We start from the raw sequence: 22,351 nt of genomic DNA on the forward strand, positions 1-22,351 counted from the left end.
GATCACTGAAGATCAATTGTAGGAGTGAGCCTGCTCGCGATAGCTATCTAATTGCCCATGCACATCTCAGGGTTTGGTGTTCGCCGCATCAGCTACCTGAGGCACCTGTGGCAACGCCGCACCTTTAGGCCACAACATCCAGATCTGCCCCTGCTGCTTCATGTCCCCGGCCAATTGCCCGGCCGCCTCGCCTGTGCCCCAGAACAGATCCGCACGTACTTCGCCGGCAATCGCGCCGCCGGTATCCTGAGCCGCCACCGGGCGAACCAGTGCAGTGCCATCCGGTTTGGTGGTGGATAACCACAACAGACTGCCCAGCGGAATGACCTTGCGGTCCACCGCCGCGCTAAAGCCGGCAGTGAGCGGCACATTCAACGAGCCGCGCGGTCCTTCGTTACTGTCCGGGTTGCGGGTGAAAAACACATAGCTGGGGTTGCTGCCGAGCAGTTCGGGAATGCGCGTCGGGTTGGCCTTGGCCCAATGGCTGATCGCGCCCATGGTCACGTCTTCTTTCTTCAGCTCGCCTTGCTCCACCAGCCAGCGGCCGATGGGACGGTACGGATGGCCGTTCTGGTCGGCGTAAGCGATGCGCAGCTGGCGACCGTCATCGAGCTGAATACGCCCCGAGCCCTGGATTTGCAGGAATTGCAGGTTCATCGGATCGGTCAGCCAGGCCACCACCGGGGCCTTGACCCCTTTGGTCTCAATAGTTGCCGCATCGTCATAAGGCTTGAGCACTCGCCCTTCCAGTCGACCGCGCAGGCGCTTGCCCTTGAGTTCCGGGTAGAGGCTGTCCAACGAGACAATGATCATGTCTTCGGGTACGCCATACACCGGGATATTTGCTGCTGCGGTTTGGGTCAAGCTGCCGGGGTAGACCGGTTCGTAGTAGCCGGTGATCAAGCCGTTGGGGTTGTCATTGGCGGCACGCAGGCCATAGACGTCCAGATTCTGTTTGAGGAAATCGCGAATATCGGTGGCGGTTTGCGGCACGTTGGCGGAGGCGGAGCAGGTTGCACCCCAGACCGGGTCGGCCTTGAGCCGGGTGCACGCGCTGCGCCACGAACCGAAGCCGGCGACCAGATCGCTGTCGGACACCGCCGGCAGCGCTTCCCAGGTGGCACTGGAATAGGTAGCGAGTGCATGGGTTTTTGGCTTGTTGTTATCGCCGCCGGTGCAGCCGGCGAGGACGGCCACCATTGGAAGAGTCCACGCGAGGTGGTGACGCCATGCCTTGAAACGGCTGTTCATGGAGTAATTCCTTTGCCGGTCGCCTGAGTGCTCCATGCGCTCAAACAACCCGTATTGATAATAGGGCTATTGGTCTTTGTCGATGACGCGAGGATACTGGCGGCCGTTCCCGTGACCTGAAGCCACCATGACTCTTAAAAGACTTTCTGTTGTATTGCTGGCCTGCCTGACGTTGTCCGCTTGCGGCGGTGTCGATCCGAATTCGCCGCTGGGTCAGCGCAAGGCGATTTTCAAGCAGATGCTCAAGACCGGCGAAGACCTGGGCGGCATGTTGCGTGGCCGCATTCCGTTTGATGGTCAGAAATTCGCCGACGGCGCCGTGAAACTCGATGCGCTGTCCCATGAGCCGTGGAAACATTTTCCACAGGTGCGCGAAGAAGATCACACCAGCGCCAAGGACAACGTCTGGCAACAGCAGGCTCGTTTTCAGGAAATGTCCCGCAACCTTGAAGCCGCCACCGGTGAATTGGTGATCGCCAGCCAGGTTCAACCTTACAAGGCCAGCAACCTGGGGCCGGCGGTGCAGAAAGTCGAAGATGCCTGCAGTGCTTGCCATAAACAGTTTCGGGATCATTGATTCTCGCTGGCTAGTTGATCGTTCCCCACGCTCTGCGTGGGAACGATCACTACCGAGCTACTTATCCAGTTCGTCGAGTGCGTCCTGCAATTCCTTGCGGGACTCGGCGAGTTTGTCTTTGCGTTTGTTGATCTTGTCGGGGTCGCCTTTTTTCATGGCGCTGTCGAGGTCGGCCTGACGTTTGCTGACTTCATGCTTGGCGTCGAGGACTTTGTTTTCCCGTTCTTTCTTCAGCGAGGCGTCGGTGCAATGCGCCGTGACTTCGCTCAAGGCGGTTTCCAGGCCAGCTTGCTGATCGGCGTTGCCGTGTGACTTGGCCAGTTCGATCTGGTTGATGATGCCCTGTTTCTTGGCTGCGCAGCCGGTCAGTTCCGGCGCTTCTTCGGCCGCCATCAGTGGAGCGGCCAGCACGCTGCAGAGGGTCAACAGGGCTAGCGGTGAAAGAAATTTCATAAAAGCTCCATGCGCAAAGGCAAGCGGGTCGGTGTGGCAATGGGCGTTGGAGCGCATCGGCCCCTGGGGGTTCCCGGCTGCCGTGGATTGTAGGTCTCTAGAAACCGTCAATCCCGGCAACCCTTAATGTTTCACTCAAGGCCAGGACCTGCGGGTCGCGGAAAAACGCGCTCAATTGCGCCGCACGTCCCGGGCCGATACCGGCTTCAGCCTGCCATCGTTCGGTGTTTCGGTTCGCCATTGCCTGCCATGAATCGGCAAGCTGCGCCTGCCCCATCGGTGGTAAACCCAAGGCTTTCAGCCAACGACTGAAGGGACGCTGTCGAGCACTGTTGAAACTGTTCAAAAGACGAGCGCTGCTGCGTTCGCCGAAGCCGTTAATGGTAGCAAGCTCTTGAGCATCGAAGGTCAACCAATCCAGAAGGCTATTCAGACGGCCTGTTTCTAAAAGTTTCTCCCAGGTGCCGGGGCCGACATGGGGCAAAGCCAGCCCCTGCTTGCCGCTGAGCCAGGTTAGTCGTGCGAGGAATTGGCTTTCACACCCCGGCGTCGGCTGCCAGCAACTCAAATGATGGAAGTCGGCTGCCAGCGGGACGCTCACCTCAGCCCGTTCGGTACTGCGCAGTACAACGCTGTCGAGTCTGGGAATGGTCAGTCCGGCCAGGCTGATGGACACCTGATCGCCGGGGCGGATGTCCAGTTTCTCCCAGCGCTGCAAGGAGCTGACGCTCACGCGTTTGATCTGTCGGTCATCGAGCGTCACCGGTTTCAGGTTCAGTACCGGTGTGATTCGTCCGGTGCGCCCAACCTTGAAGTCGACTGTTCGCACCTCGGCCAGTACCTGCGCGAAAGGGTATTTCCAGGCGACGGCCCAAAAGGGTGATTTCGCCTGCCAGCGTTCGGCCGAGGGGCGCAGGCTTTGGCGCAGGACGACACCGTCGCTGGCAAACGGCAGCGGCGAGCGATACCAGTGATCGCGCCAGCGTTGCGCATCAGCCATTGTCCTGACCGGTTGGCTATAGGGCAAAGTGCCTGGGAACCCCAGCCCATCCAGAGCCGCTATTCGTTCAGGCAAATGGGTCGGACCTTGTGGCCAGTCCCAGACAAACAATCCGATACCGGCGGCTTGTTCAGGCGCGAGTACCTTGCGTGCCATCAGACCGGCTACGGTGGAGCGGGCATTTTGGCTGCCGGCCTTGACTTGTATGTGGTCGGTCAGCTGCCAATAGAGTTCGCCTTGCACCAGTATGTCCACGGGTTGTGCGAGTTGCCGGGGGATACCGGGGATCAGGCGAGCCGAGGCCGTCCAGTCCTGGCCATTGATGCCATCGCCACGGCTGATTGCCTGATGCAGCAAGCCGTTGCGATAGGTCAGTGTCACGGCCACGCCATCGACTTTGGGTTGTACCCAGATGTCTTCGCGACCGCGCAGCCAGTTTTCCACAGTCTGTCCATCGCGGAGTTTGTCGAGGCCGGTGTGGGCGATGGGGTGGGCGATCTTGCCAGCGGCAGTGCGCAAGGGTTCGGGTGCGAGACCCAAGTCAAAGCACTCACGCCATTCAATCAATTGTGCGCGGGACTGATCGTAGATTTCATCGGCGACCAGCGAGCGTCCTCCCCGGTGGTAGTGGTCGTCCCAGAAATCGATTTGTTTTTGCAGGGCGGTGATTTCGTCCAAGGCGCGTGCGGGTGGCCAGTCGGGGCAGTCGGCAGCGTTTGAGCTCAGGCAAAACACGGTCAGGAAGACAGCGGGCATCAGGCGTAGAAGCATCGTGAGCATCCTTGCTCAAGTGGGATGCTGGAAGGCTAGTCAATATTTTCGGGCGGGAAGGGTGGGTGTTTTGCCTGGTGTTTCAGGGGTGACCGGGCGGGCCTGCTCGCGATGGCAGCGACTCGGTGCAAAGCGAAAGACAATAAAAAGCCCCGCACGGCGAACCGTGCAGGGCTTTGGGTACCGCCGGGGAAGTCTTACAGACCGGCAGCCGAACGCAGGTCGTCGGCGCGGTCGGTCTTTTCCCAGGTGAACGTGGTGAAGGTGTCTTCGCCCACGGTCTTGGTCGCCGGGGTGCGACCGAAGTGGCCGTACGCAGCGGTTTCCTGGTACATCGGGTGCAGCAGGTCGAGCATGGTGGTGATTGCGTATGGACGCAGGTCGAATACTTCGCGAACCAGTTTGACGATTTTGTCGTCGCTGATTTTGCCGGTGCCGAAGGTGTTCAACGAGATCGACGTAGGCTGGGCAACACCAATCGCGTAGGAAACCTGAATCTCGCAGCGCTCGGCCAGGCCGGCAGCCACGATGTTCTTGGCCACATAACGACCGGCGTAGGCGGCCGAACGGTCAACCTTCGATGGGTCTTTACCGGAGAACGCGCCGCCACCATGGCGAGCCATGCCGCCGTAGCTGTCGACGATGATCTTGCGACCGGTCAGGCCGCAGTCGCCAACCGGGCCACCGATGATGAACTGGCCAGTCGGGTTGATGTGGAACTGGGTGTCTTTGGTCAGCAGCTCGGCAGGCAGTACGTGCTTGACGATCAGCTCCATCACGCCTTCGCGCAGGTCTTTGTACGACACTTCAGGGTTGTGCTGGGTCGACAGAACAACGGCGTCGATACCGACAACCTTGCCGCCTTCGTAACGGCAAGTCACTTGCGACTTGGCGTCCGGGCGCAGCCAAGGCAGCAGGCCGGATTTACGGGCTTCGGCTTGGCGTTGAACGAGCTGGTGCGAGAAGGTGATCGGTGCTGGCATCAGCACGTCGGTTTCGTTGCTCGCGTAGCCGAACATCAGGCCTTGGTCGCCGGCACCCTGATCTTCAGGCTTGGCACGGTCAACACCCTGGTTGATGTCTGGGGACTGCTTGCCGATGATGTTCATCACACCGCAAGTGGCGCCGTCGAAGCCGACATCGGAGCTGTTGTAGCCGATGTCCAGAATGACGTTACGCACGATTTCTTCCAGATCGACCCAGGCCGACGTGGTCACTTCACCGGCGATGATTGCAACGCCGGTCTTTACCAGAGTCTCGCACGCCACACGGGCGAACTTGTCTTCAGCAATGATGGCGTCCAGCACCGCATCGGAAATCTGGTCGGCGATTTTGTCCGGATGTCCTTCAGACACGGACTCGGAGGTGAAGAGGGAGTATTCGCTCATCTCGATGTTTTCCTGAATTTACCGATGGTGAGTGTCGCCAGCCGGTCGCTGAAAATGGCGGACCTGGATCTGGAAACCATTACGTAAGCCTACATAGAGGCTTTCCCCGGGAACGAGTCCCGCAGCGGTGGCCCAACGGGCCAAATCGTCCTGTTCAAACCCCAACCAGAGATCACCGCAGGCCTCCCTGGCCCAACTCTGGTTGTGGCTACATAACTCTGTCACGAGCAGGCTACCGCCCGGTTGCAGCAAGTCGGCCATGTGCTTGAGCGCTTCGGCCGGCGCGGCGAAATGGTGCAATACCATGTTCAGTACAACGCAATCGGCCTGAAGACTGACACCGTTCAATGCATCGGCCAATTGCAGGCTGACGTTAGCCAGCTTTTCACGTTCGCAGACCTGGCGCGCCAGTTCGAGCATCGCCGGGCTGTTGTCCAGCGCAGTGACTTCAGCGAAACGGCGCGCCAGTTCCGGCAGAAATTCGCCGTCACCGGGGCCGACTTCAATGGCCGTGGCGCCTTTGCCGAAACCCAGCTTGTCGAGCAAGGCCACCACGCTTTCGCGGTATTGCGGCAGGCCGGCGATCAAGTCTTGCTGGGCGCGAAATTTCTCCGCAACCCGTGAGAAAAAGTCCTGGCTGGCCGCCGCTCGTTGCCCGTGCACCTGACCAATCCGCGACTGCACATCAGTCGGCAGGGTCAGGTTGTCCACTTCTTCCAGCAGGGCGGCGTGCAGCTTGCCGCCCAGCAGGTCGGTGTGGGGCAGCGCACGACGGTAGAAAATCGCGTTGCCTTCACGGCGGGTCGCCACCAGGTCGGCCTGGGCCAAGACCTTGAGGTGATGACTCATGCCGGATTGGCCGATGCCGAAGATCTGCGCCAGTTCCAGCACACCGAACGAATCGTTGGCCAGGGCGCGCAATACATTCAGACGCAGAGGGTCGCCGCCGGCCTTGCAGAGGGCCGCCAGCTCGTCGCAATCGTCATGTTGAATGGAAGGCACGCGTAAATTCATAAGGCCAGCAGTCTAGTGACGGGTCGAAATCACTGCAAGAGCAATATCAAAAAGTTTTGATATTGCTCGATAGATGGCACTTCTCGACGTTAGGTTCTGTCAACAAACGGACAGCGGAAAGGTTTCACCCGTCGAAACCGCCGTTATCACATGGAAAAACGCCTCCAGATGACTATCTGTCATTGCCCCGAGGCGGCCCGGTGAGGGAAAATGCTCGCCTTTTTTCCGATTCGTTTTATTCACTCTCGATTCAATATCCGCAGGAGAACAGCGATGCCCAGCCGTCGTGAGCGTGCCAACGCCATTCGTGCCCTCAGCATGGATGCCGTGCAAAAAGCCAACAGCGGCCATCCCGGTGCCCCTATGGGTATGGCGGATATCGCCGAAGTACTTTGGCGTGACTACCTGAAGCACAACCCGAGCAATCCATCGTTCGCCGACCGTGACCGCTTCGTGCTGTCCAACGGCCACGGTTCGATGTTGATCTACTCGCTGCTGCACCTGACCGGCTACGACCTGTCGATCGATGACCTGAAAAACTTCCGCCAGCTGCACAGCCGCACCCCGGGTCACCCGGAATTCGGCTACACGCCAGGCGTTGAAACCACCACCGGTCCACTGGGCCAAGGCCTGGCGAACGCCGTCGGTTTTGCCCTGGCAGAAAAAGTCCTGGCGGCGCAGTTCAACCGTCCGGGCCACAACGTTGTCGACCATCACACCTACGTGTTCCTGGGTGATGGTTGCATGATGGAAGGCATTTCCCACGAAGTCGGCTCCCTGGCCGGTACTTTGGGCCTGGGCAAGCTGATCGCTTTCTACGATGACAACGGCATCTCCATCGACGGCGAAGTCGAAGGCTGGTTCACCGACGACACGCCGAAGCGTTTCGAAGCCTACAACTGGCAAGTGATCCGCAACGTCGACGGTCATGACCCGGAAGAGATCAAGACCGCGATTGAAACCGCGCGCAAAAGCGATCAACCAACCCTGATCTGCTGCAAGACCACCATCGGTTTCGGTTCGCCGAACAAGCAAGGCAAAGAAGACTGCCACGGCGCCCCGTTGGGTGACGCGGAAATCGCCCTGACCCGCAAGGCACTGAACTGGAACTACGCACCTTTCGAAATTCCAGCTGACATCTACGCCGAGTGGGACGCCAAGGAAGCCGGTCGCGCGACTGAAGCCGAGTGGGATCAGCGTTTCGCTGCTTACTCCGCTGAATTCCCTGAACTGGCCAACGAACTGGTGCGTCGCCTGAGCGGCGAGCTGCCGGCTGACTTCGCTGAAAACGCCTCGGCTTATATCGCTGAAGTCGCGGCCAAGGGCGAAACCATCGCCAGCCGTAAAGCCAGCCAGAACGCACTGAATGCCTACGGCCCGCTGTTGCCTGAACTGCTGGGCGGCTCCGCTGACCTGGCCGGTTCCAACCTGACCCTGTGGAAAGGTTGCAAAGGTGTTACGGCTGAAGACGCCAGCGGCAACTACATGTACTACGGCGTTCGCGAATTCGGCATGAGCGCGATCATGAACGGCGTGGCGCTGCACGGCGGTCTGGTGCCTTACGGCGCGACCTTCCTGATGTTCATGGAATACGCGCGCAACGCAGTACGCATGGCTTCGCTGATGAAGAAGCGCGTGGTGTTCGTCTACACCCACGACTCCATCGGTCTGGGCGAAGACGGCCCGACTCACCAGCCAATCGAGCAACTGACCAGCCTGCGCAGCACGCCGAACCTCGACACCTGGCGCCCGGCCGACGCCGTTGAATCGGCCGTGTGCTGGAAGCTGGCACTGGAACGCAAGGACGGCCCTTCGGCGCTGATCTTCTCGCGTCAGAACCTGCAGCACCAGGATCGCAACGCCCTGCAAATCGCCGACATCGCCCGTGGCGGTTACGTGTTGAAGGACTGCGACGGCGAGCCTGAGCTGATCCTGATCTCCACCGGTTCCGAAGTCGGCCTGGCGGTTCAGGCTTACGACAAGCTGACCGAACAGGGTCGCAAAGTGCGCGTTGTCTCGATGCCTTGCACCAGCGTGTTCGATGCTCAGGACGCCGACTACAAGCAAGCGGTTCTGCCGTTGCAAGTCAGCGCCCGTATCGCCATCGAAGCCGCTCACGCGGACTACTGGTACAAGTACGTGGGCCTGGAAGGTCGCGTGATCGGCATGACCACCTACGGCGAGTCGGCGCCTGCGCCTGCCTTGTTCGAAGAGTTCGGTTTCACCCTGGAAAACATCCTGGGTCAGGCTGAAGAGCTGCTGGAAGACTGATCCGGATCAGGTGTCGCCTGAGCGACGCCTTCGCGGGCAAGCCCGCTCCCACAGTGTTTTCGGTTGCTCACACATGTTGTGTACACCAACGAACCTGTGGGAGCGGGCTTGCCCGCGAAAGCGGTGGTTCAGGCAACACCACGCTAACGGTTTCACCACGGTAATCGAGAACCCCATGCCTCAACCCCGTCCTTACAAAGTTGCACTCAACGGCTACGGCCGGATTGGTCGTTGCGTCTTGCGTGCGTTGTTTGAGCGAGGCGAAAAGGCCGGGTTTGAAATTGTCGCGATCAACGATCTGGCTGACATGGCCAGCATCGAATACCTGACACGCTTCGACTCCACTCACGGGCGTTTTCCCGGCGAAGTGCGGGTTGAGGGCGATTGTCTGCATATTAATGGCGACTGCGTGAAGGTCCTGCGCAGTGCTACCCCCGAAGGCATCGATTGGGCGTCGTTGGACGTCGATCTGGTGCTGGAGTGCTCCGGCGCTTATCACACCCGTGAAGACGGCCAGCGGTTCCTCGACGCCGGCGCGCCGCGCGTGCTGTTTTCCCAGCCGATGGCCAGCGAGGCGGATGTCGACGCCACCATTGTCTACGGCGTGAACCAGGATTGCCTGACCGGCGACGAACTGCTGGTGTCCAACGCGTCCTGCACCACCAACTGCGGCGTGCCGCTGTTGCGTCTGCTGGATCAGGCCATCGGCCTGGAATACGTGTCGATCACCACTATTCACTCGGCGATGAACGATCAGCCGGTGATTGACGCCTACCATCACGAAGACCTGCGCCGTACCCGTTCGGCGTTCCAGTCGGTGATCCCGGTGTCCACCGGTCTGGCGCGCGGCATCGAACGCCTGCTGCCGGAACTTGCCGGGCGAATTCAGGCCAAAGCCGTACGAGTGCCGACGGTTAACGTGTCTTGCCTCGACATTACGATGCAGACCGTCAGCGACACCGACGCCACCGAGGTCAACCGGATTCTGCGCGAGGCCGCCACCAGTGGCCCGCTCAAAGGCTTGCTGGCCTATACCGAGTTGCCTCACGCCAGTTGTGATTTTAACCATGACCCACATTCGGCGATCGTCGATGCCAGTCAGACTCGAGTTTCCGGCCCGCGGCTGGTGAACATCCTGGCCTGGTTCGACAACGAATGGGGGTTTGCCAACCGAATGCTGGACGTTGCAGAACACTATCTGCAAACAGCTACTCCAGCAGCTTCTCCAAAACAGTAACTCAGGAATTGCGACCCATGACCGTGTTGAAGATGTCCGACCTCGATCTGCAAGGTAAGCGCGTACTGATCCGCGAAGACCTCAACGTCCCAGTCAAGGACGGTGTTGTCACCAGCGATGCGCGAATCCTGGCCTCGCTGCCGACCATCAAGCTGGCCCTGGAGAAAGGCGCGGCCGTGATGGTCTGCTCGCACCTTGGCCGTCCGACCGAAGGCGAATTCTCGGCCGAGAACAGTCTCAAGCCAGTCGCTGACTACCTGAGCAAGGCCCTGGGCCGCGAAGTGCCGCTGGTCGCTGATTATCTGGGCGGCGTCGACGTGAAAGCCGGCGACATCGTGCTGTTCGAAAACGTGCGCTTCAACAAAGGCGAGAAAAAGAACGCTGACGAACTGGCCCAGCAATACGCCGCCCTGTGCGACGTATTCGTGATGGACGCCTTCGGTACCGCGCACCGTGCCGAGGGTTCGACCCACGGCGTGGCCAAGTTCGCCAAAGTCGCTGCCGCTGGCCCGTTGCTGGCCGCCGAGCTGGACGCACTGGGCAAAGCCCTCGGCGCCCCGGCCCAGCCAATGGCTGCCATCGTTGCCGGATCCAAGGTCTCGACCAAACTCGACGTGTTGAACAGCCTGAGCCAGATCTGCAACCAGTTGATCGTTGGCGGCGGCATTGCCAACACCTTCCTGGCCGCTGCCGGTCACCCGGTCGGCAAGTCTCTGTATGAACCGGACCTGCTGGACACCGCTCGCGAAATCGCTGCCAAAGTCAGCGTGCCATTGCCGGTGGACGTTGTGGTTGCCAAGGAATTCGCTGAAAGCGCGACCGCTACCGTCAAGCTGATCGCTGATGTGGCTGCCGACGACATGATCCTGGACATCGGCCCGCAGACCGCAGCGAATTTCGCCGAGCTGCTGAAGTCGTCCAAGACCATTCTGTGGAACGGCCCGGTTGGCGTGTTTGAATTCGACCAGTTCGGCAACGGCACCAAAGTGCTGGCCCAGGCTATCGCCGAAAGCTCGGCGTTCTCCATCGCTGGCGGTGGCGACACCCTGGCGGCCATTGATAAATATGGCGTTGCGGATCAGATCTCCTACATTTCTACCGGCGGCGGCGCTTTCCTCGAGTTCGTCGAAGGCAAAGTGCTGCCAGCCGTTGAAGTCCTGGAAAGCCGGGCGAAGGCCTGAGGCCGCCCATTTGACCAGGCAAAGGAGTGTTTACATGGTCAAGACGTTAACGCTGTTGATCGCAGCGGGCATGCTGGCGGCTTGCGGGAGTAACCCGAAAGCCACGCCGGAGCCTGCGCCGCAGTCGCAGGAAAAAGGCTGCTACCAGGCCGACTGGCAAGCGGAAACCAATCCTGTGCTAAACAAGCGTTCCGGTCCCGATGGCCTGGATAAATACGAGACACAGACACCCGCCAAGGAACATGGTTGTCCTTGACGGGTCTGACTCATTACTCAGGGCTGGCGGCGTGCGCCGTCAGTCGAGGAACATGGATGAAAGGTTTTATCGCCGTTACGGCGTTGGCGTTGCTGGCCGGTTGCGCTCAGTTGAACCTGTTCCAGTCGTCCGCCCCCGTGGATAACTGGACCACCTGGACCTGTGACAGCCAGGCCAAAGTGCTGTGGCGCTACACCGACGACAGCCGCAAGGAAGTCGACGTGCGCCTCGGCGGGGCCGATCAGGTGTACCGCTTGAAGCAGGAGCCGGGCGCCGAAGGTTCGCTGTACAGCAATGACATGCTGGCGTTTCACATAAAAGGTGAGGAAGGCCTGGTTTACTGGGTCGCCACCAATGATTTGATTGGCCGCGGTTGTAAAGCGCAGTAATTGACAGATTCAGGCAACACCCGAATTCGCAGCCCGGGCTTTACCCCCGATCTGCAATAACTTGAATAGCCGCCGCCGCTACGGCAGGCTGGCACGATTAACGACCCAAACCGGGAGAGACACACACAATGGCACTTATCAGCATGCGCCAGATGCTGGACCACGCAGCCGAGTTCGGCTACGGCGTTCCAGCCTTCAACGTCAACAACCTTGAGCAGATGCGCGCCATCATGGAAGCCGCTGACAAGACTGACTCTCCGGTGATCGTCCAGGCCTCGGCCGGTGCTCGCAAATACGCCGGCGCCCCGTTCCTGCGCCACCTGATCCTGGCGGCGATCGAAGAATTCCCGCACATCCCGGTGTGCATGCACCAGGACCACGGCACCAGCCCTGACGTCTGCCAGCGCTCCATCCAACTGGGCTTCAGCTCGGTGATGATGGACGGTTCTCTGGGCGAAGACGGCAAGACTCCGACCGACTACGACTACAACGTCCGTGTTACCCAACAAACCGTGGCCATGGCTCACGCCTGCGGCGTTTCGGTAGAAGGCGAGCTGGGCTGCCTGGGTTCGCTGGAAACCGGCATGGCCGGTGAAGAAGACGGCATCGGCGCCGAAGGCGTTCTGGATCACAGCCAAATGCTGACCGACCCGGAAGAAGCCGCTGACTTCGTCAAACGCACTCAGGTTGATGCCCTGGCCATCGCCATCGGCACCAGCCACGGCGCGTACAAATTCACCAAGCCACCTACCGGCGACGTGCTGGCCATCGACCGCATCAAAGAAATCCACAAGCGCATCCCGAACACCCACCTGGTGATGCACGGTTCCTCTTCGGTTCCGCAAGAGTGGCTGGCGATCATCAACCAGTACGGCGGCGACATCAAAGAAACCTACGGTGTGCCGGTTGAAGAGATCGTCGAAGGCATCAAGCACGGCGTGCGTAAGGTCAACATTGATACTGACCTGCGTTTGGCGTCGACCGGTGCGATGCGTCGCCTGATGGCCACCAACCCGAGCGAGTTCGACCCTCGCAAGTTCTTCGGCGCGACCGTCACTGCGATGCGTGATGTGTGTATCGCTCGTTACGAAGCCTTTGGTACTGCGGGTAATGCTTCGAAGATCAAGCCGATCTCGCTGGAAGGCATGTATCAGCGTTACTTGAAGGGTGAGTTGAACGCCAAGGTTAACTAAGGCCTTTAGTGTTTTAGTTGCATAAAAAACCCGCCGAGAGGCGGGTTTTTTTATTATTTTCCGTGTTAGCTCGCGGCCTCAGACCTGCTTCCAGTTTTCAATAAGGTTTAACGGGTTGTGAGTTGGCGGGCAAGTATTCATTAGTGCGGGGGGTGTCTGTTGGTTGTCTGTTTATAAGTTATCACTATTATCGCAAATTGATATTAAAAGCTGTTATTTGTTACAGGTGATTTAACTCTGATTGCGACCTATTGTCTGCGTGTAACTCGACGGCGGAGTGAATTTAATGAGGAGATCAGCGCTCGTGGTCTACCCGCTTGGTTCTGAATTAATTTTCTGGGAGAAGATATGCAGATTTCAGTTCAGCAAGTGCAGGGCAGTGCAACAAACGTGATCCAGAAGTTTACCTTGGAGGTTGAACCATCTGACTCGATCGAAAACGTAAAAGCGAAGTGCCAGGGTAAAACAGGAGTTCCTCCAGATCAGTAGCGTTTGATTTTCTCCGGAAGACAACTGGAGGATGGCCTTACGTTGGCTGATTACAATATTGCTTCAAACTCGACGCTGCAGTTGGTCCTCCGTTGAGTAGGCGTTGTTTGAGTGTTGTTGGCGAGCTTCGAGTTTTAAGTATTAAGATTTGGTGTTTGTGCCTTTAATAAAAACCCGCTATGCGCGGGTTTTTATTGCGTGAATATTTGCTAGCGAACTTTAGGTAATTCGAACCCTCGCTGCTCGATTACCCCAAACACGTCAGCGATATCCTGGACCAGGATTCGCGCAATGTTGGTGACGGTGTTGATACCGTTTTCGGCGTAATCGGGGAGGCTGGTGCAGGCCATCAGGTTCAGGTACTTGAGGACGGCGTTGAGACGTTCGCTGACGCAGTTGTGGAGTTCGCGTAGCGGGGCGTCGCTGTCGATGAGAAGGACGGGATAGTCGGTGGACAGCTGGGACATTGGGGTAAAGCGGCGTGGCGGTTGCTGATTGCTCATGGAAAATCCTTAACTCAAAAAAAGAATTTGCCACCGTCTGCTGCGAAACAAATTGGGTGGCAACTGCGCGCGGGTTCGCAGACCGAGGAGTTAAGACCCGGCAGACCAGATGGTCTCCCACGCACAGCCGCCATAAAAAGAGCACAGGCAAAGTTGCCGCGCCGTATTTTGACGGTTGTGGATCTAACTCGCTAGGGCTGCGAAACCCTATCGCCAACAATGGTCAGCGACAGGCCAACTTTAGGCAGCAATTTCGGCATTCACAACCGGGCTGTAGGACGTGCATGCGGTCATTGTGGCGAGGGAGCTTGCTCCCGTTCGGCGGTGCAGCTTCCGTAAACCGGGCGGTGTGGCGTGTCTGTGGGAAAGGAGTGGCAGGGTTTGGGGCTGCTTCGCCGCCCAGCGGGAGCAAGCTCCCTCGCCACAGTCGGAGGTGTCCTACGCGTTTTTCGGGCGCCGTAGCAGCTGTCGAGCAGCGCGAGGCTGCGTTCGGCTCCGCAGCAGTCGTAAAGGGGATTGTGAGGACTTCGTCCTCGGACGCAGCCTCGCAGGCTCGACAGCTGCTACAGGGGATGCGGTGTTTTTACTTGTCGTGATCAATATCCAGCTTGCTGAACGTCACTTTCCCGCCTTCGCTGGTGTACCCGGTGTGGTCTTGCACATAGACCCCGGCCTTGAAATACAGCGGCTTGTCGCGCCACGTCGCGCTGATGTTGGTGTCCCACTGGTAGCCTGCCGCGCTGATGCCCAATGCACCGCCGGGGCTCAGGTGGATGAGGTAGGAAAACTCCTGATCAAGTTTCACCCCGGTGGCGATGGTGATCACCCGACCTTCATCGTCATCCGGATGCATGCGCACTTTGGCAACGATGTTGCCGGTGGCGGTGCTGGTCTTGTACTGATACTCGACCTTCACCATCGGTCTTTGGCTTTCATACGCATGGATCTGGCCAATAACGATCTTTCCTGAACTCGGTACTTGATTCACCGCCAGCGTCGCCCGCAGAGAGTTGTCGGCGTCCGGGTAGAGCCAGTTTTTCAGGGTGCCGTTGCTGTAGGTTTCTCGAAGTTCAGTGCGGGGATACTTTGCATTGGCTGTTTTAGAGCCGGTGACGGGTGCCCAGAAAAACAAGGTGCCGGTGTCTGAGTGGAAGTATTGGTCCTTGAAGCCGTCCACCAGTTTGGCGGTTTCAACGGTATACGGCGGATTGCCAACGGGAACGCTGAGGTTCCAGGTTGCGAGATCGATCATAGACAAAGCTTCCACAAATTTTTGCTGCACGCGCGTGCCAGAAGCTCTAGCCCGCGCATCGGGGGGCGGTCTTTATAAGCGTACGAGGCCACTTTGTTAATGCCCATCCGGCAGAGATTTGGCGTCAACGTCCTGTCGAAATGCCATCTTTCCCGGTTTTCGGGGCTTTCAGGACCGACCGTTAGTCGGCAAATGAACGCGTTAGTTAAATGATGGCGCTCTGATGGCTTCTGCTTTTGTGGATCCCGGTCTAGAGTGAAGGCCTAGTATTTGTCCGGTTTTCACGAGAAACCGGCCTGACGTCCCCGAACAAGAGAAGCAGCATGGAATGCGCGCAACCCACGCCAGCCGAAGGCAACTCGGTCCTTTTAATCGTCGATGATTACCCTGAAAACCTGATCAGCATGCGCGCGTTGCTCCAGCGCCAGGACTGGCAGGTGATGACCGCGGCCTCCGGCTTTGAAGCGCTAAACCTTTTGCTCGAACACGATGTCGACCTGGTGCTGCTCGATGTGCAAATGCCGGGCATGGACGGTTTTGAAGTCGCGCGCCTGATGCGCGGCAGCCAGCGAACCCGCCTTACACCAATCATCTTCCTCACCGCCAACGAACAATCCCCGGACGCGGTGATCAAGGGCTACGCCAGCGGCGCGGTGGATTACCTGTTCAAACCGTTCGATCCGCAAATCCTCAAGCCTAAAGTCCAGGCCCTGCTGGAACACCAGCGCAATCGCCGTGCCTTGCAGCGCTTGAGCCACGACCTGGAAGTCGCACGCGCGTTTAATGCCTCGGTGCTGGAGAACGCGGCCGAAGGCATTCTGGTGGTGAGTGAGGACGGGGTTATCCAATTTGCCAACCCGGCGATGTCGCGGCTGCTGAACGCAACGGTGGAGGAGCTGCAAGGCAGGGATTTTCTGGACTTCCTGCAAAAACCGCACATCCCGGTCTGGCTGGAATCCGAAATTTATACCGGTTACCGGCGCGGCGAGACTTTGCGCCTGCATGATGCGCTGTTGCGTACTGCGCCCGGCCAACAGGTGCCGGTGGCGCTGTCATGCGCGCCATTGCCTGCGGAGCAGCACGCGATGGTGGTGACGGTGCTGGACATGTCGGTGGTGCGCCACCTGCATCAGCAGCTGGAGTTCCAGGCCGTGACCGATCCATTGACCGGCCTGCTCAATCGTCGGGGTTTCTACCAGACCGTGGAAAACCTGTTGCTGCGCGGTGAACGCACCGACAGCGCCTGGGTGCTGCTGTACCTGGACCTCGACGGCTTCAAACGGGTCAATGACTCCCTCGGCCACGATGCCGGCGACCGCGTGCTGCGCTGGGTGTCCGAGCAGTTGAAGGCCTGCTTGCGGCCGTTCGACATTCTGGCGCGGATGGGCGGCGATGAATTTACGGCGCTGCTGGACCTGGAGTTTCCCGAGCAGGCGGCGAAGATTGCGGAAAAACTCATCGAGCGGGTATCGATCTGTCAGCAGATTGATGGACTGGAAATCACTTTGGGCGCCAGCATCGGGATTGCGACGTTTCCGGATTGCGGGGCGAACCTCGACGGTTTGTTGCGGGCCTCGGACATTGCCATGTACGAAGCCAAGCGCGCGGGCCGTCAGCAGTACCGTTTCTACGATCACGAGATGAACGGCCGGGCGCGTTCGCGGCTGATGCTCGAAGAGAGCGTGCGCACGGCCATCGAAAACCGTGATTTCAATTTGGTGTACCAACCTCAAGTGTCCATTGCCAATGGACAGGTTCGCGGGTTCGAGGCGTTGCTGCGCTGGCAGCACCCGAGTGTCGGCGATGTGCCGCCGGGGCTGTTTTTGCCGTTGCTGGAAGAGGCGCGACTGATCAGTCGGCTGGGCAGCTGGATTTACCAGCGTGGAGCCGGGCAGCGAAAGGCCTGGGAAACCCTGTTTGCCGAAGATCTGGTGCTCGGCGTCAGTCTGAGCAGCACTCAGTTCGGCATGCCCAATCTGGTCACCGAGTTGCGCCAGGTGCTGGAGCGCCATGGCTTGCAACCGCGTCATCTGGAAGTCGAAGTAACGGAAGAAGCGCTGATGCAAAACCCGGAAGAAACCCATAAGACCCTGCGTCTGCTGCGCAATCTTGGGGTGCGGGTGGCTCTCGATGACTTTGGTTCCGGGCCCTGCTCGCTGGCGCATCTGCGGGACCTGGAACTGGACACGCTCAAGCTCGACCGGCATTTGATCTCCCGGCTGCCCGAGTCCTCCAGGGATGCCGCCCTGGTGCGCACTGTGATCGACCTGTGCAAGCAATATGGAATGCTGGTGATCGCCGAAGGGGTGGAAACCGTTGCGCAGTACCAATGGCTGCAAGCGAATGGCTGTGAGTACGTGCAAGGTTTTCTGGTGGCGCGGCCGATGATGGCCGAGGACGTCGGCGACTTTGTGCAGCCGTTCGACTGGAGCGCACTGAACAGTTGAATTCGCTACACTGGCGACCTTTTCGTGATTCGTGTTGCCGCCCCAATGACCGCGTTGAAATACCTCCAGGCCTATCCTGCTGCATTGCAGGATCAAGTGCGCCAGTTGATCGCCGACGATCGGCTGGGCGATTACCTGACCAAGCGCTACCCGGAAAAGCACGGTGTGCAGAGCGACAAGGCGCTGTACACCTACGCGCTGGATCTCAAGCAGGAATACCTGCGCAATGCTCCAGCCATCGACAAAGTGTTGTTCGATAACCGTCTGGACCTCACGCATCGCGCCCTTGGCTTGCACACCACGATCTCGCGGGTGCAGGGCGGCAAGCTCAAGGCCAAGAAAGAAATCCGTGTGGCCTCGCTGTTCAAGGAAGCGCCTTCGGAGTTTCTGAAAATGATCGTGGTGCATGAGCTGGCGCACTTTAAAGAGTCGGATCACAACAAAGCGTTCTACAAACTCTGCGAACACATGCTGCCGGGCTATCACCAGGTGGAGTTTGACCTGCGGGTGTACCTGACCTGGCGGGACATGCAATAACGGATCAACGGCCGGGAGTGTTTGAATGGAAGTCAGCAAGACCAAGAGCAGTTTTTACCGCCGGTTGTACGTGGCGTACTTGATCGACAGCGGGCTGGCGAGCAGCGTCCCGGCCTTGACCGAAGTCACCGGCATGCCCCGGCGCACGGCGCAGGACACGATTGCGGCGTTGGCGGACCTGGACATCATTTGCGAGTTCGAACAGGAAGAAGGTGCGCGCAATCATGCGGGGCGTTATCGGATTCGTGAGTGGGGGGCGATTGATCGGGGGTGGATCGAGCGGAATTTGCGGCAGATCAAAGAGGTGCTTGAGTACCCCTAGCTTTTGCGGTGTTGCAGCTGATGCCATCGCGAGCAAGCTTGGCTCCTACAGGATTGAGGTGATCCCTGTGGGAGCGAGCTTGCTCGCGATGGGGCCCTTAAGGCCGACGCATCCCAATGTGCGGAATGCCATCCTCGACATACTCCTCACCCGCCACCACAAACCCGTACTTCCCGTAATACCCCTGCAAATGCGCCTGGGCCGACAGGTAAACCGGCATGTCCGGCCAATGTTTCTCAGCCTGCTTCAACGCCTGCGCCATCAGCTCATGCCCAATCCCGGTGCCACGGGCCGTCGGGGCAACGATCACCCGGCCAATCACCACATCTCCTCCTTGTAGCTGCGGATCGAGCAATCGCAGGTAACCCACCAGCCGATTCTCTTCCCATGCCATCAAATGGCAGGTGTCACCTTCCAGGTCCTGGCCATCGATGTCTTGATAGACGCATTTCTGCTCGACGACGAACACCTCTGAGCGCAGTTGCAGAATGGCGTACAGCTGTTCCTTGCCCAAATCGCTGTGGTGTTTGCAGATCCAGTCAATTGTCATATTCACTTTCCTTGAGCATCGTCGCTCGATACTAAGCGTCCTGAGGATCATTGTCTTTATGGCGGGGAAATCTGTGACAAAGGCCAAAATGCCATCATTCATTTCGCGCGGCGCCGTCTTCTTTGTGTAATCTTCGATGACGCGCTGTGCAATGGCTTCAATGAGCTAATGTTGAGTACCTGGCTGCCGGTACACGGGTCTTGGAGTTTGGGCTGAAAAACACGTCGGGCTACCCGCTCGCTAAGGATTTTCTAGCATGCCGCGATTGCATCGAGCTTCTGCTTTGATCGTATTGCTGTGGCTGACACAAGGCGCGGCAGCGGAAAAGCTGCGACTGGTCGCCGACGCCTGGCCGCCCTTTACCGACGCGACGCTGGTCAACGGCGGTTTGGCGACGGACATCGTCACGACCGCGCTGGCACGCGCAGGCTATGCCAGTGATTTCGAGCAGGTGCCCTGGGCCCGAGCGTTATTGGGTGTTGGCGAGGGGCGTTATGACGTGCTGGTCAACGCCTGGTACACCGCTGATCGCACCAAGCTGGGCCAGTTCTCCGGCGAATACCTGGTGAATCGTGTGCGCTTCCTGAAACGCAAAGATTCGCCGATCGAATACAACAACTTGCAGCAACTGCACACCTATCCGATTGCGATCGTGCGCGGCTACGCCTATTCGCCAGAGTTCGATGACGACGCATCACTGCAGAAAGTCCCGGTGCATAACTTTTCCATGGCCGTGCGCATGGTCGCGGCGGACCGGGTCAAGTTGACGCTGGAAGATGAGTACGTCGCCCGTTATTACCTGGCGCGTGAATCATCCAAAGTGCGTAATGCGGTGGAGTTTCTGCCCAAGCCGTTGAGTGAGAACAGCCTGCATATTTTGGTCAGTCTGAAGAACCCGCAGCATGAGCAGATCGTTGCCGGGTTTGACCGTGAGATTGCCGAGATGAAGGCGGATGGCAGTTATCAGCGGTTGATGAAACAGCATGGGATGTGAGGCTGATCCGATGCCTCCGCAAGTCTCAAGCCTCACTGGTGTCTTTGATCAAATGCGCCGCCAATGTTCGCAGCGGCCCCAGTTGCCGACAAATCAACGCCAACTGCGTCTGCACCAACCGTTGCCCTTCATCGATTTCATCGGGCATCTGCTCAAGCGAATTGGCCAGGGCCTCTTCTTCATCACTCTGAATCGCCACCGGCGTTTTGCTCGCCAGGCCTTGGGCGATCTCATCGATGCTCGCTGCCAGGCTCACGCCGGCACCCTCAATCAGCTGCTCGCGAACATCCGCCGGTAGCGCCGTTTCACGGTGCGCGCCCAGCCCGGACAAATAGCTGAGCAAGGTGTGCGACAGCACCAGGAAACGAAACCCGACATCCGCTTCTTTTCGGAAGTGCCCAGGCTCCATGAGCATGTTGGCCAGCGTCGTCGACAACGCCGCGTCGGCGTTGTGCGCGTTGCGTCGAGCCAGGCGATAGGCCAGGTCGTCACTTTTGCCGGCGGCGTATTGCTGCATGATCTGGCGCAGGTAAATGCTGTTGCAGGTCAGGGTGTTGGCCAGCACTTTGTTCAGGCGTCGGCCCTGCCAGTCCGGCAGGAACAAGAACACCGCCAGCCCGGCGATCAGGCTGCCGAGCAACGTATCGAGCAGTCGCGGCAGGAACAGTCCGTACCCGTCGCCGACCTGATTGAAGCAGAACAGCACCATCAAGGTAATCGCGGCCGTGGCCAAGGTGTAGCGGGTGGTGCGGTTGATAAAGAACACCACGCCAGCGGCGATGGCGAAGCACGACTGAATCAGCGGATTCGGGAACAGATCGAACAGTGCCCAGGCCAAGGTCAGGCCGATCGCCGTGCCGATGATCCGCTGGCCGAGTTTGCGTCGGGTAGCGCCGTAGTTCGGCTGGCACACGAACAGCGTGGTGAGGATGATCCAGTAGCCTTGCGAGGGGTGAATCAAATGCACCATGCCGTAGCCGATGCTCAGCGCCAGGGGCAAACGCAGTGCATGGCGGAACAGCAGCGACGTTGGCGTCAGTTGTGTGCGCAAGCGTATCCACACATCTTTGAGGCTGCGCGGCGAACGGTCGAGCAGGCTGCTGTCGGTGGCATCGGCCAGGGCGTCCGGGTTGCTCGCGTCGCTGAGCAAGCGGTCGAGTGTCGAGAGGTTGGCCGTGAGCGCCCGCAGCGAGCGCAACAGGCCGCGCCAGGCCGGGTTGCTCTGGATGCGCAGGTGTTCGATGGAGGCGTTCAGGTCGCCCAGGGCTTCGGCGAAGCTTGCGTCGTAGACGAACGGCTGACGCATCTGGATCGATTCGGCCAAGGCGCGGCACGCCTTGCCTTGTTGACGCAGCAGGCGCTGACAGCGGAACAGCACGTCGCTGTGGAAAAACGCCTCGGCGAGTGCGTTGTAGGGGTAGTGTGACGAACTGGCGCGCTCGTGGATGTCCTGGGCGAGGAAGTACAGCTTCAGGTAGCGGCTGACTTTCGAGCCCGGCCGTCCGTTGCCGACCCGGTGCAAAATGATTTCCTTGGCGGCGTTCAACGCTGCCACCACCCGACCGTTCTGCTGGGCCAGTTCCAGGCGCCGGGCTTCAACGTCCATCTGCCGGATCGGCTCGAACAGCGACGATTTCAGCTTCAGGTAGAAACCCAGCTCACGGAACAACCGCGCCAGGCTCTGCTGCACTGGCTGGTTGGAAAACATTGCCTGCCACAGCACTGACAGCAAACCGTACCAGGCCGCACCGGCCACTAGCAGCACCGGTTCATGCCAGAAGTCGGTGACGGCGCCACCGCGCTGGTCCACGCCGATCATCGTGTAGACCGACAGAATCAGCGTCGCCGAGGCAATGGCGCCATAGCGTTCGCCGAGGGCGCCAAGCATGGTCAGGCCGAAACTGGCGAGGGCCAGGGCGATGATGAAGAGGTAGGGGTAGGGGAACAGCAGTTCGACGGAGAACGCGGCGACGCTGAAGCACACCAGTGTCACGGCGAGCGCATTGAGGCGGCCCTGCCAACTGTCGTCGGTTTCGGCCAGGGCGCTGGCGATGATCCCCAGGAACAACGGGATCAGCAGGCCCATTTCATCCTGATACCAACAGACCGCCATGCTGCCGGTCAGGGCGATGAACACCCGCACGCTGTAGCTGAATTTATCCAGCGCCCAGAGGCGACGCAGAGACTGACTGAGAGGAGTCGATGACATGAAATGCGAAGGCCTTCCGAGGCAATGACGCTAAATTGAGCCAGTAATGACGCCGACGCAATGGCGT

The 22,351-nt window shown here is 59.2% G+C and carries 20 protein-coding genes and 1 pseudogene; 12 read left to right on the top strand and 9 right to left on the bottom strand.

All coding sequences use genetic code 11. The annotated features are described in order from the left end of the window. Positions 1–66: 66 nt before the first annotated feature. Positions 67–1,251, bottom strand: coding sequence for a murein transglycosylase A (locus SB725_RS02815; RefSeq protein WP_059182030.1), 1,185 nt, complete (start codon positions 1,249–1,251; stop codon positions 67–69). A gap of 127 nt (positions 1,252–1,378) precedes the next feature. Here SB725_RS02815 and SB725_RS02820 point away from each other — a divergent pair, with 127 nt between their 5' ends. Beyond that, on the top strand, positions 1,379–1,828 hold the full coding sequence (locus SB725_RS02820) for a c-type cytochrome (RefSeq protein WP_027926609.1): 450 nt from the start codon (positions 1,379–1,381) through the stop codon (positions 1,826–1,828). A 57-nt stretch (positions 1,829–1,885) separates the two neighbouring features. Here the strand turns inward: SB725_RS02820 and SB725_RS02825 are convergent, their stop codons facing one another. The 4 genes from SB725_RS02825 to SB725_RS02840 form a co-directional block, all read right to left on the bottom strand. Then, positions 1,886–2,281, bottom strand: coding sequence for a DUF1090 domain-containing protein (locus SB725_RS02825; RefSeq protein WP_027926610.1), 396 nt, complete (start codon positions 2,279–2,281; stop codon positions 1,886–1,888). Between the two features lie 97 nt (positions 2,282–2,378). Beyond that, on the bottom strand, positions 2,379–4,052 hold the full coding sequence (gene ligB / locus SB725_RS02830; RefSeq protein ID WP_059182031.1) for an NAD-dependent DNA ligase LigB: 1,674 nt from the start codon (positions 4,050–4,052) through the stop codon (positions 2,379–2,381). 197 nt (positions 4,053–4,249) lie between these two features. Next, positions 4,250–5,440, bottom strand: coding sequence for a methionine adenosyltransferase (gene metK, locus SB725_RS02835; protein WP_008033298.1), 1,191 nt, complete (start codon positions 5,438–5,440; stop codon positions 4,250–4,252). A gap of 18 nt (positions 5,441–5,458) precedes the next feature. Further along, on the bottom strand, positions 5,459–6,454 hold the full coding sequence (locus tag SB725_RS02840; RefSeq protein WP_027926613.1) for an ArsR/SmtB family transcription factor: 996 nt from the start codon (positions 6,452–6,454) through the stop codon (positions 5,459–5,461). 273 nt (positions 6,455–6,727) lie between these two features. Here SB725_RS02840 and tkt point away from each other — a divergent pair, with 273 nt between their 5' ends. The 7 genes and pseudogenes from tkt to SB725_RS02875 all read left to right on the top strand — a co-directional run bounded on the left by tkt (position 6,728) and on the right by SB725_RS02875 (position 13,566). Then, a complete protein-coding gene (tkt, locus tag SB725_RS02845; RefSeq protein ID WP_027926614.1) occupies positions 6,728–8,725 on the top strand; it encodes a transketolase in 1,998 nt (665 codons plus the stop codon). Positions 8,726–8,900: 175 nt separating this feature from the next. Next, positions 8,901–9,962, top strand: coding sequence for an erythrose-4-phosphate dehydrogenase (epd, locus tag SB725_RS02850; protein ID WP_410921239.1), 1,062 nt, complete (start codon positions 8,901–8,903; stop codon positions 9,960–9,962). 17 nt (positions 9,963–9,979) lie between these two features. Beyond that, entirely contained in the window at positions 9,980–11,143 is a 1,164-nt protein-coding gene (locus tag SB725_RS02855) for a phosphoglycerate kinase (protein ID WP_027926616.1), read from the top strand. 34 nt (positions 11,144–11,177) lie between these two features. Further along, positions 11,178–11,399 carry a hypothetical protein gene (locus tag SB725_RS02860; protein WP_027926617.1) on the top strand — a complete coding sequence of 74 codons (222 nt, stop codon included), beginning with the start codon at positions 11,178–11,180 and terminating at the stop codon, positions 11,397–11,399. A gap of 56 nt (positions 11,400–11,455) precedes the next feature. Then, complete coding sequence (locus SB725_RS02865) at positions 11,456–11,788, top strand: MliC family protein (RefSeq protein WP_059182035.1); 333 nt, start codon at positions 11,456–11,458, stop codon at positions 11,786–11,788. Between the two features lie 128 nt (positions 11,789–11,916). Then, entirely contained in the window at positions 11,917–12,981 is a 1,065-nt protein-coding gene (gene fba / locus SB725_RS02870) for a class II fructose-bisphosphate aldolase (RefSeq protein WP_007975467.1), read from the top strand. A gap of 348 nt (positions 12,982–13,329) precedes the next feature. After that, positions 13,330–13,566 (top strand): annotated as a pseudogene (locus SB725_RS02875) (ubiquitin-like protein). Positions 13,567–13,679: 113 nt separating this feature from the next. Here the strand turns inward: SB725_RS02875 and SB725_RS02880 are convergent. Then, positions 13,680–13,973, bottom strand: coding sequence for a hypothetical protein (locus SB725_RS02880; RefSeq protein ID WP_027926621.1), 294 nt, complete (start codon positions 13,971–13,973; stop codon positions 13,680–13,682). Positions 13,974–14,556: 583 nt separating this feature from the next. Then, entirely contained in the window at positions 14,557–15,225 is a 669-nt protein-coding gene (locus SB725_RS02885; protein ID WP_027926622.1) for a polysaccharide lyase family 7 protein, read from the bottom strand. Positions 15,226–15,548: 323 nt separating this feature from the next. Here SB725_RS02885 and SB725_RS02890 point away from each other — a divergent pair, with 323 nt between their 5' ends. Genes SB725_RS02890 through SB725_RS02900 form a run of 3 tightly spaced genes read left to right on the top strand, consistent with a single transcriptional unit; the run spans position 15,549 to position 18,531 of the window. Beyond that, complete coding sequence (locus SB725_RS02890; RefSeq protein WP_410921240.1) at positions 15,549–17,672, top strand: putative bifunctional diguanylate cyclase/phosphodiesterase; 2,124 nt, start codon at positions 15,549–15,551, stop codon at positions 17,670–17,672. A 45-nt stretch (positions 17,673–17,717) separates the two neighbouring features. Then, a complete protein-coding gene (locus SB725_RS02895) occupies positions 17,718–18,209 on the top strand; it encodes a M48 family metallopeptidase (protein WP_027926624.1) in 492 nt (163 codons plus the stop codon). Positions 18,210–18,234: 25 nt separating this feature from the next. After that, positions 18,235–18,531, top strand: coding sequence for a helix-turn-helix domain-containing protein (locus tag SB725_RS02900; protein WP_027926625.1), 297 nt, complete (start codon positions 18,235–18,237; stop codon positions 18,529–18,531). Positions 18,532–18,628: 97 nt separating this feature from the next. On the opposite strand, the gene SB725_RS02905 is transcribed toward SB725_RS02900, so the two are convergent. Next, positions 18,629–19,081, bottom strand: a complete 453-nt coding sequence (locus tag SB725_RS02905; protein ID WP_027926626.1) for a GNAT family N-acetyltransferase — start codon at positions 19,079–19,081, stop codon at positions 18,629–18,631. 256 nt (positions 19,082–19,337) lie between these two features. Here SB725_RS02905 and SB725_RS02910 point away from each other — a divergent pair, with 256 nt between their 5' ends. Then, on the top strand, positions 19,338–20,075 hold the full coding sequence (locus SB725_RS02910) for a substrate-binding periplasmic protein (protein ID WP_027926627.1): 738 nt from the start codon (positions 19,338–19,340) through the stop codon (positions 20,073–20,075). Between the two features lie 25 nt (positions 20,076–20,100). Here SB725_RS02910 and yccS read toward each other — a convergent pair whose 3' ends face one another. Further along, entirely contained in the window at positions 20,101–22,284 is a 2,184-nt protein-coding gene (gene yccS, locus SB725_RS02915; RefSeq protein ID WP_027926628.1) for a YccS family putative transporter, read from the bottom strand. Between the last annotated feature and the right edge of the window lie 67 nt (positions 22,285–22,351).

The organism is Pseudomonas sp. SIMBA_041, from assembly GCF_046535095.1.
In the GTDB taxonomy this organism is placed as follows: domain Bacteria; phylum Pseudomonadota; class Gammaproteobacteria; order Pseudomonadales; family Pseudomonadaceae; genus Aquipseudomonas; species Aquipseudomonas mucoides.